7 protein-coding genes are annotated in these 10,893 nt (G+C 64.6%); 6 read left to right on the top strand and 1 reads right to left on the bottom strand.

Annotated elements, in window-relative coordinates:
- Positions 1-5: 5 nt before the first annotated feature.
- Positions 6-2,300 (bottom strand): AMP-binding protein, encoded by a 2,295-nt coding sequence (locus XW59_RS10940; protein ID WP_246666058.1) that lies wholly within the window; start codon positions 2,298-2,300, stop codon positions 6-8.
- Positions 2,301-2,637: 337 nt separating this feature from the next.
- On the opposite strand from XW59_RS10940, the gene XW59_RS10935 reads away from it, so the two are divergent.
- The 6 genes from XW59_RS10935 to XW59_RS10910 are packed head-to-tail and all read left to right on the top strand — an operon-like array spanning position 2,638 to position 10,882.
- Complete coding sequence (locus tag XW59_RS10935) at positions 2,638-7,143, top strand: non-ribosomal peptide synthetase (protein ID WP_246666057.1); 4,506 nt, start codon at positions 2,638-2,640, stop codon at positions 7,141-7,143.
- A complete protein-coding gene (locus XW59_RS10930; RefSeq protein WP_047145248.1) occupies positions 7,140-8,030 on the top strand; it encodes a class I SAM-dependent methyltransferase in 891 nt (296 codons plus the stop codon). Before XW59_RS10935 ends, XW59_RS10930 begins: the two co-directional genes overlap by 4 nt.
- Positions 8,027-9,508 (top strand): aminotransferase class III-fold pyridoxal phosphate-dependent enzyme, encoded by a 1,482-nt coding sequence (locus tag XW59_RS10925; RefSeq protein ID WP_047145249.1) that lies wholly within the window; start codon positions 8,027-8,029, stop codon positions 9,506-9,508. The genes XW59_RS10930 and XW59_RS10925 overlap by 4 nt, the downstream gene beginning before the upstream one ends.
- Positions 9,505-9,750 (top strand): MbtH family protein, encoded by a 246-nt coding sequence (locus tag XW59_RS10920; RefSeq protein WP_047145250.1) that lies wholly within the window; start codon positions 9,505-9,507, stop codon positions 9,748-9,750. The genes XW59_RS10925 and XW59_RS10920 overlap by 4 nt, the downstream gene beginning before the upstream one ends.
- Positions 9,747-10,322 (top strand): hypothetical protein, encoded by a 576-nt coding sequence (locus XW59_RS10915; RefSeq protein WP_136068160.1) that lies wholly within the window; start codon positions 9,747-9,749, stop codon positions 10,320-10,322. Before XW59_RS10920 ends, XW59_RS10915 begins: the two co-directional genes overlap by 4 nt.
- Complete coding sequence (locus tag XW59_RS10910) at positions 10,319-10,882, top strand: hypothetical protein (RefSeq protein ID WP_047145251.1); 564 nt, start codon at positions 10,319-10,321, stop codon at positions 10,880-10,882. Before XW59_RS10915 ends, XW59_RS10910 begins: the two co-directional genes overlap by 4 nt.
- Positions 10,883-10,893: the final 11 nt, after the last annotated feature.

Raw genomic sequence — 10,893 nt, 5'->3', positions numbered from 1 at the left:
TCTTGTCATGAGCGGTTGTCGTCCGATGCTGGTTGGGCGTGGCGCTCGCCTATCGATCCAGGCTGCAGGAGTGCCCTGAGCGCCGATATTTCCGCCGCTATGGCGGCATCCATGTCGGACTCTTCCCCGACCGCCGGCTGGGGCTGCGCCGAAACGCCGGTGTCCTCGGCGACGGTCGACGGCTCCGGCCGTCCAAGATTGTCGATCAGGTAGTCGACCAACCTCGACAAAGTGGGATGCTCGAACATCACGGTGGGCTCGACTTCGAAACCAAGTTCGCGCTCCAATATTGCGCCGATCTCCACCACGGCGACGGAGTCCAGGCCAAGGTCGAAGAAGCCGGCATCGTCGGACACGACCTCTCCCGCCGACAAGCCGGCGAGCCGCGAGACCTCGGTACGCAGCCGATCCCGCAAAACGCCCGCGCGTCGCGCTTTCGGCAGTACCTGCAATTCCTCCAGCCATATGGGCCGAGAACCGGCCTGCGCCCGATCCTCGTCAGCGACGAAATCAGCCTCCCATTGCGCCACGGCGGAGAGCGAGCCATCCAGCAACCGCTCGCGGCACTCGAAGCGCCGCACCTTGCCGCTCGGTGTGCGGGGCAGCCTGCCCGGCTTGATCAATGCGAGGGCCGAGAGCTGGAGATCGTGTTCACGCGACACCGCGCCACGTATCGCCGCAAAAAGCTCCGGCGCGTCCAGCGCGCGCAGCGCCTCGCGTGACACCTCGCAGATCAGGCCGACGCATTCCTCACCGTCACGCTCCATGGCGAATGCGCCCGCCATGCCCTCGACCAGAAACGGGTGGCAGGTGGACGCGGTCCTTTCCAGATCCTGCGGATAGTGGTTCTGACCGCGAATGACGATCATGTCCTTGAGCCGACCCGTCACGAAGAGTTCGGCCTCATGCAGAAAACCAAGATCGCCGGTGCGGAACCAACCCGGCTCGCCATCGAGCCTCTGATCGAAAACCTCGCCGTTCAGCTCGGCGCGATCCCAGTATCCTCCAGACAGGTTGGCGCCCCTGACCCAGATTTCGCCGACCTCTTGGTCCGGCAGGGGTTTCCTGGCGACGGGATCGACAATGGCGATATCGAGGGAATCCGCCGCCCTGCCGCAACTGACGATATCGATGGACTGCGCCTCCAATCCGCCCTTTGCACGCTCGACAATGCGGCGCTCGGCCGCGAGAACGCCCCGATCCACCGAGACGAGGCTCGGCGGATCGTGTGGCCGGTTGCCGCTGAGGTAAAGAGTAGCCTCCGCCATGCCGTAGCAGCAGAGAAAGGCCTCCCACCTGAAGCCGTTCGGCGAGAACACCTCGTGGAAGCGATGCAGCGTGTCGCCGCGAATGGTCTCGGCGCCGTTGAAGGCGACCCTCACCCCACTCAGATCCAGTTTCGCGCGTTCATCGTCTGCGATTTTGCGGACGCAATGGTCATAGGCGAAATTCGGACCGCCGATGATCGTGGCACCGAAATGGGTGGCCAGAGCGAGGTATCGCGAGGGCCTTCGCAGGAAGGATGCGGGCGCCATGAGGGCGATGGGGAAGCCGTTATAGACCGCCGAGAGCAGACACCCGACCAGCCCCATGTCATGATAGTGCGGCAGCCAGCACGCCATGCGATCGGCCCTGCTCAGGCCGAAGCCGTCGCGGATCTGATCCAGATTGGCCATCAACCCGCCATGTGTGACCATGACGCCTTTCGGCTCGCTGGTGGAACCGGACGTATATTGCAGGAAGGCGAGGTCTTCAGGGCCTGGATAGGTCACCGGGACGGCACCGTCCGGCCAGACGTTCGAATGCTGCGGATCGGCACCCGCGGGCGCGAGACAGAACCCTTCTCCCAGCTCGTCCACGAGCGTCGCGAAGGTCGCCGAGGCATCTGCCGCGCATAGGACGCCCGACACCTCGGCGTCTCGAGCGATATGCAACCAACGATTGAGTCCTTCCGAACGCCGTGGAGCCGGAACCGGCACCGGAACGGCGCCGAGATAGAGGCATCCGAGGAAGGCGGCGAGGAAGCCCGGCCCGGCCGGATAGACCAGAAGGATACGAGCCCCGGGCATCGGCACACCGGTCGCCTGCAACTCTCCGGCCACCGACAATGCGCGGTCGCGCAACTCACACCAGTTCCAGGAATCGGTTCGTGATTCCGCTATCGGCTGCGGATCGTCATGAACAAAAATCGTTGCAGGATCGTGACCAAAATCGTGAGCCGACTCATCAAGTATTTGAAGAATCGATGTAAATTCGATTGGTCGTTCGCTTCCGGCTGATCGGCCACGGGCAGAAGCCATCATTCAGCACCTTCATTCAGCATTGGCGAGCACGCGACTTGGACACTTCCGCGAGGCGCAGCCACGGTCGGGAAACAAGCATGCATGTGCCGCATCGACTCCACGAAAAATAACATGAGCCCTTCCGATTTCCCCTTGCTTATAATTCATGATTCAAATAGTCAACTTTACGGATGAGAATTTTTCGCTGCCCGATGCGACAGAAACGATTACAACGTTTGGATGTATTTCGTGAGCGCCCGCCGATCACGGGTAACCCTTGCGACCGTGCCCGAACCGCGAAAATTCCGGCCATGGAATGGCGCTTGGGCGGCGGCGGTCGCAAAGGATGGACGGCGTGACGGCGGTGGTCTCCATAGAACGGCTGCTCGCCGACCTTTCGCGGCAGGACATCCGCCTCTGGGTCGATGATGGCCGCTTGCGGTGCACAGGGCCGGACGGTTCGCTGACACCTGAGCTGACTGCTTCGATAAGAGCTCGCAAGACGGACATTCTCGCTTTCTTCGACGGAGCCGCATCACCCCAACGCGCGGAACGGCATGCAGCCGAGCCTGATCGACCCGGCCAGCTGTCCTTCGCGCAGCAGCGGCTATGGTTCATGGAGAAGTTGGGCGCGGAACCCGGTCTCCATGCCCTGCCGGTCGTGCTCGACGCGCGCGGCAAGCTCAACATGAACGCTCTGAAAGTCGCACTTGACGCCGTTATCGCGCGTCACTCGATCCTGCGCACGCTGATCCGCGAGAAAGATGGCGAACCATATCAGGAGATCCTGCCCTCCGCCGCCGCCCCCGTGCGCGTGATTGACCACGCATCTCCATCCGAAACGATCCAGGACCTCGTCGGCAAGGAGATGCGCCGTCCCTTCGATTTGTCACGGGAACTGCCGGTGCGGCTGGCGGTCGTGCGGCTCGGAGCGGACCGGCATCTGCTCATTTTCACGCTCCATCACGTCGCGACGGACGCATGGTCCGTCGACGTGCTCACCAGGGATTTCGCGACCTTCTATCGCGACGCGGTGAAAGGAACGAAGTCCGCGCTGGCGCCTCTGCCCGTGCAGTATGGAGATTTCGCGCGCTGGCAGCGCGAGCGCCTCCAGGGCGCGTCTCTCGAACACGCGCTGTCTTTCTGGCGCGGGCATCTCGGCACGCCGCTGCCCGTCACACAGCTTCCGACGGATCGTCCACGCCCGCCCACGCAAGACCACTCGGGCGCGCATCATCGTTTCGAGATCGCCGCTCCACTCGTCGCGCGCCTGAAGAAAATCGCGCGCGGTCAGGGGACCACGCTTTTCGGTGCGCTCTTCACGGCGTTCAATATTCTCGTGCATCGCTATACCGGGCAGGCCGACCTGATCGTCGGCACGCCGGTCGCCAATCGTGGCATGAGCGAGTTCGAGAATCTCGTCGGTCTTTTCGTCAACCCGCTCCCCGTTCGCTCGCATGTCGATCGCGCAAACGGTTTCAACGCCAATCTGCGCGCAACACACGCAAGCCTCATGGACGTCCTGCAACATCAGGACATGCCGTTCGAGCGGTTGGTCGACGAGCTCCAGGCCGCTCGCGATCCCAGCGCAAGCCCCCTGTTCCAGCTCAAGTTCCAGCTCGACCGCGCGCGTCAGGACAAGGTTTCCCTGCCGGATCTCGACTTGGAGTGGCTTCCCGTCCCGGGCGGCGTCGCCAAGCACGATCTGAGCATGGATCTTCGCGAGACTGGCGACGCCATATCGGGAACGATCGAATATGCGGCGGCGCTGTTCAATTCTGTCACGATCGAGGCTCTGACCGAGCATTTCCTCGCCCTGCTGGAAGCCATCGCCGCTGATCCGGAAGCGCCCGTTGCAACCTTGCCATTGCTCACCTCGGCGGCGCGAGATCGCCAACTTCGCAAATGGAACGAAACGGCTGCCCCCTATGACGAGACGGAGTTCTTCCACCGTTCGTTCGAAAAGCGCTCGGCGGAGACCCCGGATGCGGTTGCGCTGATCCACGTCGAGGGCGACGCCGTCACAGAGGAGACCTATGGCGCGCTGAACCGGCGGGCAAACCGTCTGGCGGCACATCTCAGGGCGCAGGGCGTTGGCCCGGAAAGCGTCGTGGGCATCGCGCTGGCGCGCGGGCCGGACATGATCGCTGCATGGTTGGCCGTGCTGAAGGCCGGCGCCGCCTACCTGCCGCTCGATCTCGACTATCCGGCAGAGCGGCTCACCTACATGGTCGAGGATGCAGGAGCGCGGCTGGTGCTGACGTCCAGCGGCGTGGCTCTCCCGCAAGGTTTCGCCCGTCTCGATCTTGATACCGGCTGGCCCGCCGATACGCCGGACGAGAACCCGCCCTGCCTGACCCATCCGCGCCATCTGGCCTACACGATCTACACCTCGGGCTCGACCGGGCGGCCGAAGGGCGTGCTGGTGGAGCATGGCGGCCTCGTCAATCTGACTGCGGACAAGATCCGCACCTGCGACGTCCGGCCGGGCGATTGCGTCCTGCAATTCTTCAGCTTCAGCTTCGACGCATCCATTCCAGAGCTGGTGATGAGCCTCGCGGCCGGCGCGTCGCTTCTTCTCGCGCCGAGCGCCGACCTTCTGCCCGGCCCGCGTCTCGCGAACCTTTTGCGCGACCGCCGTGTCACCCATGTCACGATGACACCTTCCGCCCTGCTCGCCATGCCGGCCGGCGAGTTTCCCGACCTGCGCATGGTGCTGGTTGGCGGCGAGGCGCCATCCGCCGAGCTGATTCAGCGCTGGAGCGCGGGGCGCCTCTTCATCAACGCCTATGGCCCGACAGAAACGACCGTCAACGCAAGCATGGTCGCGTGCGGCAACGGCCACCCCATGGATGCCACGGTACGGCCGTCGGCGAACAAGCAACTCCATGTCCTCGACGAAGCGATGGAGCCGTTGCCGACGGGTGTTCCCGGTGAGCTCTACATCGGAGGGCACGGACTGGCGCGGGGTTATCACGGCCGGCCCGGACTGACCGCCGAGCGGTTCCTTCCAAACCCGTTCGATCACGATAACGGCGCCCCGCTGCTCTATCGCACCGGCGACCGCGCCTGCCAGTTGCCGGACGGCCGCATCAGAATACTCGGCCGTATCGACGACCAGGTGAAGGTGCGCGGATACCGCATCGAGCTTGGCGAGGTGGAGGCGGCGCTCTCCGCCCATCCGGATGTCGCTTCGGTCGTCGCCACCGCGCGCGAGGCAGGTCCCGGCGACAAGCGCCTCGTCGCCTACGCCGTTCCCACCATGTCCGAACATGCTTCCGCCGGCGCGCTGCGCGACTGGATGGCTCAACACCTGCCTCGTTTCCTCGTACCGGATGCGATCGTCTGGATCGACGCCTTGCCGTTGACGGTGAACGGCAAAACGGATCTCAACGCCTTGCCGAGCCCCGACTTTCGCACGCGCCGCACCGGCCGCGCTCCCGAAGGCGGAATGGAAGAAGCGATCGCGGCGGCCTTCCGCGCCGTGCTCGGCCTCGAGGCCGTCTCCGCCGAGGATGATTTCTTCGAGGCCGGCGGCCATTCGCTCCTCGCGACGCGACTCGTCGCCGTCGCCCAGGAGCAATCCGGCGTGACGCTGAAAGTGCGTGATGTCTTCGAGGCCCCGACCGTAGCAGCCCTGGCTCGCCGGGCGAAGCACCCGGAAACCGGCCAGCCGGCCAATGCCGTATGGCAGGCCGACACCACTCTCGAAGCCGCGCTTTCGCCCGCCGCCCCGATTCCCACCCGCGATCGTATCCGGAAGGTTCTACTCACCGGGGCGACCGGCTTTCTCGGCGGCTATCTGCTACGCGAACTTCTCGCTGATCCAGACTGCACGGTCTATTGCCTGTTGCGAAACGAGGACGCACTGAACCGCCTGCGCGACGCGCTGGCGCAAGACGGGTTCGACGAGCGTGACCTTTCCCTGCGTCTGCGCACCGTTGCCGGCGATCTGGCGAAGCCGGGTCTCGGCATCGACGCAGCATTTCGCGCGAAACTCGAAAGCGAGCTCGACGCCATCGTCCACAACGGGGCCGAGGTACATCATCTTTCTCCCTATGAGCGGCTGAGGGCGGCCAATGTCGAAGGCACGCGCGAGATCATCCGCCTCGCACTGGCAGGCTCCGGCCGACCGCTGCATCACGTTTCCTCGCTGAGCGTCCTGCATTCGCGAGACGACGAGCGGACGGCCTTCCGGGAAATCGACGACATCCGAACCTTGGCCGCGCCCGCGGGAGGCTACAATCTCAGCAAATGGGTGGCCGAACATCTCGTCGCGGAGGCCGCCCGCCGCGGTCTGCCGGCCAGCATCTATCGACCGGGCTCGATCAGCGGTGACAGCCGCACCGGCCATTTCAACAAAGCAGACATTCTATGCCGCCTCATGCAGGGTTTCCTGTGGTCGGGTACGGCTCCCGATCGACTGGCCCAACTCGGCATGCTGCCGGTCGACTATGTCGCCAAAGCGATCGTCCACATCGCTCGCAAGCCGGAAACACTCGGCCGGACGTTCCATCTTACACATTCGCGGCCCGTCTCCTCCGATGTTCTGTTCGAAGCCTGCGATGCGGAAGGCATGTTTGTCCGCCGCATCGCTGTCGACGAATGGCGACGCGACCTCGCCGCCATAGCGAAAGGCAAGCCGGATCATCCGCTCTTTCCGCTGGTCGGCCTGTTCGAGACGGGCGGCGGAGACCGGCCGTCCATGCGGCGCGGCTATGACCGCGGCCAGGCGCAGGCGGCGCTTGCCGACGCGCCCTTTGCCGAGCCGGCGCTCGACGCCGCGCTGCTACGGACATATCTGCGCGCCTTTTCGGCCGCCAACGCCCTCCACCGCGAAGTCGTCGGGGACCAATCATGACTGATCAGCAAAGCGACTATGACGACTGGGCATGGCTCTACAACCAGACTCTCGGACTGGAGTACGGGCGCGAGAAAATGGCGTTCCTGGAACGCGCCTTCCTGCCCACCCTTCCGGTCGGCGGGCGGGTGCTCGATCTCTGTTGCGGCACCGGACAGCTCATCGCTCCGTTGTTGCAGCGCGGTTATCAGGTGACGGGCCTCGACGGATCGGCGGGCATGCTCCGTTTCGCGCGCGAGAACGCGCCGGAAGCCAGCTACATGCAGGCCGACGCCAGGGATTTCCGCTCCGATGAGGCGTTTGACGGCGTTCTCTCGACCAGCGCGTCGCTCAACCACATATCCGGCCTCGCCGATCTCGAGCGCGTATTCGCCTGCGTGCGCAACGTTCTGCACGACGGCGGCGTGTTCGTTTTTGACATCAACCACCCCGCCCAGATGAAGCGTTACTGGCGCGGCCAGGCCGCCGAGGGCGAAATTAAAGACGATCATGCCTGGCTGATCACGCCGCAGTACGACGCGGACGCGGCACAGGGCACCTTCACGGTCGACATATTCCGCCGCCCCGCGGATGCAACTCGCACACCGCTGAAGGCATTCATCGCGAGACTGGCATCGAAACGCAGGGCTTCGCGCCTGAAACTTGGCCTGCTCGCCCGCTTTTCACGATTCCAGCCGGAATGGGAACACCGCGCCACCGCCTATCCGGTGCATGGCCACGACGTCGAAGCAGTCCGCGATCTCCTTCGCAGGCTCGGCTTCGACGCCGAGTTCGCCACCATCGCCGGTGACCCGCTGGATGACAACCATTCCGCATATTTCGTGTGCCGCAAGCTGGCGGATGCCGGCCACGCGGATCCCAGGCAAAAAACGGAGACCGCCGCATGAACGCACCGTCTCACCTGCCGTCCGATGTTGATCCGGCCGCGACCATCATCGCCGAGTTCAACCGGCTCACAGCCGCGTCGAAGCACACTAGCATTCGGAACCGCCAGTTCCTTGCGGACAAGAGCGCGGTTTCGCTGCCCTACTCTCGCGAGTTCAAGGAAGCTTTCTATCCGATCGTCGCCGAGCGGGCCGAGGGCGCGTATCTCCACGATGTTGACGGGCGGCGCTATGTCGATATTTTGATGGGACTCGGCTCGGCGCTGTTCGGGCACAATCCGGCGTTCATCCGCACCGAAATTGAAAAGCGTCTCGCCGGAGGCTTTCCCGTCGGGCCGCAATCGGCACTCGCCGGTGAGACGGCCGAGCTGTTTTGCCGGCTCACCGGCATGGATCGCGTGACGTTCAGCAATACCGGCAGCGAAGCGGTGGCGGCCGCGATCCGCATCGCGCGCGCCGCGACCGGACGCGATCGCATTGCGGTATTCACCAACTCCTATCACGGCCACAATGACCAGATGCTGGGTCGCGCCCGGCGTCTGGAATATATAAGGCGCGGCGCGATCGCCCGCGCCGAGTCGGGCGCGCTGGCCACTTTGCGGCCTCTGCTCGAAAAGATGATGTTCACCAGCGGCGAGCCGGGTTTTCCGGGTATCCCGCGCAATACCGTCGGCGACGTCATCTATCTCGACTACGGCAACCCCAAATCGCTGGACGTTCTGCGGCGCAAGGCATCGCGACTGGCGGCGGTTCTGGTCGAGCCGGTGCAGAGCCGGGTTCCCGAACTGCAGCCGCGCGAATTTCTCCATGCCCTTCGCGAGATCACGGAGAAAAGCGGCGCGGCACTGATCTTCGACGAGATGATAACCGGCTTCCGCGTGGCCCCCGGCGGGGCACAGGAGCATTTCGGCGTCGAGGCCGATCTTGCCACATACAGCAAGATCGCCGGGGGCGGCATGCCCCTCTCGCTGATCGCCGGCCGCAGCCGCTGGATGCAGCATGTCGATGGAGGCGCACTGCTTGACGGCGAAAGGCGCGACGAGGCAGTCGCGACCACTTTCTTCGCCGGTACCTTCTGCCGCCACCCCCTCGCGCTTGCCGCCGCCCGCGCGAGCGCTCTGCATCTCCTGGAGCGCGGCCCCTCGCTCCAGCAGGAACTGAACGCCAGAACCGATGCGCTGGTCGAGCGTCTCAACCGGTCGGTCGAGGCGGAGTCCCTGCCGATCGCGTTCACCTCCTTCGGTTCGTTCTTCGCGATCGCGGCGAGCCGCAGCGCTATCTCGCCGAAGACGCTCGCTCTCCTGTCACTGCTTCTCTTGAGCAACGGCATCCACCTCAGGGTCGGCGATCGCGGCGGTTTCCTGTCGACCGCCCATTCCGACGAGGACGTCGATTTCATCCATGACGGCTTCCTCCGCGGGCTGCGAACGCTTGCGGATTTCCGCCTTCTCAATCGCCTTGATGGGAGCACGAGCACATGACCGCACAGACGCCCGCCGGTGAGCAGGAATATATCGTCGTCATCAGCGACGAGGAACGCTACTCGATCTGGCCGAGCTACAAGGAGATTCCGCTGGGCTGGCGCGTCACGGAATTTTCCGGCGGCAAGGAGGCCTGCCTCTCCCACATCGAGGAGGTCTGGACCGACATGCGACCACTCAGCCTGCGCCGTCTGATGGACGGCGAGGCGACGCAGCCACAGAGCGGGGAGGGCGTCTCGTGAGCGTAAGCGAGAGCCTGCTCGGGACGGCTTCTGCGGACGTTGCGGAGGAGGTCGCGGCCACCATGGCCGAGCGGGCGGCGGAAGACCGCCAGCCGCGTCCGGAAAGGCATGACGATCCCGACGGCAACGACGTCCTGGAACTGATCCTGCCCGACGCGCTGCCGGCCGAACTGCACCTTCCCGATGCGGAGAAGGAAGTCCTGCACGCGATGTTATGCGACCTCGTCGCCGCTCTACGGATGAACCGACAGGACGGTGCGGAGCGGCTCGCCCTGCTGCTCCTGCGCATCGGGTCTCCAGACATCTCTTCGGCGCCGGTCGAACGCACGGGCATTCCGGCCGATGCCGAAAAGGTCGCGGATTTCGACGAGTTCTTCCGCGTCAGCCGGATCGCCAGCACCCGCCCTTCCCTCAGCCTGGTGAAAGGGCTCGCGCGTACGGCACATGCCGTCGTCAGGCTGTTCGACCGTCTCGACGATCTGTCGGAAGATCGCGCGAAACAGCAGATCGACGGCTTCATCGCCTATGCGCATCTCATGGCGCGGACGTTCGGCCTTGGAAAGCTGCCATGACGAGGCGTCCTCCTTCCCCCCATCTCATCTGGCGTGAGTTCCACTGGGCATTCTTCATCGCCGTCCAGGGACTGGTCATCTGCCTGCGGCGCTTCGAGAAGCAGCTGGACGACGGCCGCATGCCCGAAGCGGCGCAGGAGCTGCGAACGGCGTCGACATTGTTGACCGCATCGGCCGCCGCGATGGAGCTCGCCGCCAGCTTCACGCGGGAGGTCTACGAGAACACGGTCCGCGTTTCGATGACCCCGCCGACGGTTCGCTCCGAGGATTTCAGTGGCCTCATGTCTTGGGAGCACGGGGTCCTCATCAATGTCTGGCGCAATCTGCGCTCACGTTTCGCGGATCTGCCCGCAGAGCTCGGCGCGGCGCATGCCGATTTCGTCGAGGCCTATCGCGACCTCGCGGAGCGCCATACCGGCGTGTGCGAGCGGTTCGTCGGCGCGCAGGCGGGAAGCATACGCTTCGACGACCGTAACGCGATCGAGACACTGCGCCGGTTCGGCCGCAGCCGGCTGGGCCTGATAGATCCCGAAGGCAAGACTTGCCCGTTCCACCCATGAAGCACGACCAT

It is taken from the genome of Aquamicrobium sp. LC103 (assembly GCF_001014615.2).
Lineage (GTDB): Bacteria > Pseudomonadota > Alphaproteobacteria > Rhizobiales > Rhizobiaceae > LBCQ02.
This window is presented reverse-complemented; position numbering and strand designations above follow the sequence as displayed.

Excerpts from the sequence above, each read along its gene's own strand:
- XW59_RS10940 (WP_246666058.1), bottom strand. The coding sequence starts at position 2,300 with ATGGCTTCTGCCCGTGGCCGATCAGCCGGAAGCGAACGACCAATCGAA.
- XW59_RS10930 (WP_047145248.1), top strand. The coding sequence starts at position 7,140 with ATGACTGATCAGCAAAGCGACTATGACGACTGGGCATGGCTCTACAAC.
- XW59_RS10925 (WP_047145249.1), top strand. The coding sequence starts at position 8,027 with ATGAACGCACCGTCTCACCTGCCGTCCGATGTTGATCCGGCCGCGACC.
- XW59_RS10920 (WP_047145250.1), top strand. The coding sequence starts at position 9,505 with ATGACCGCACAGACGCCCGCCGGTGAGCAGGAATATATCGTCGTCATC.
- XW59_RS10910 (WP_047145251.1), top strand. The coding sequence starts at position 10,319 with ATGACGAGGCGTCCTCCTTCCCCCCATCTCATCTGGCGTGAGTTCCAC.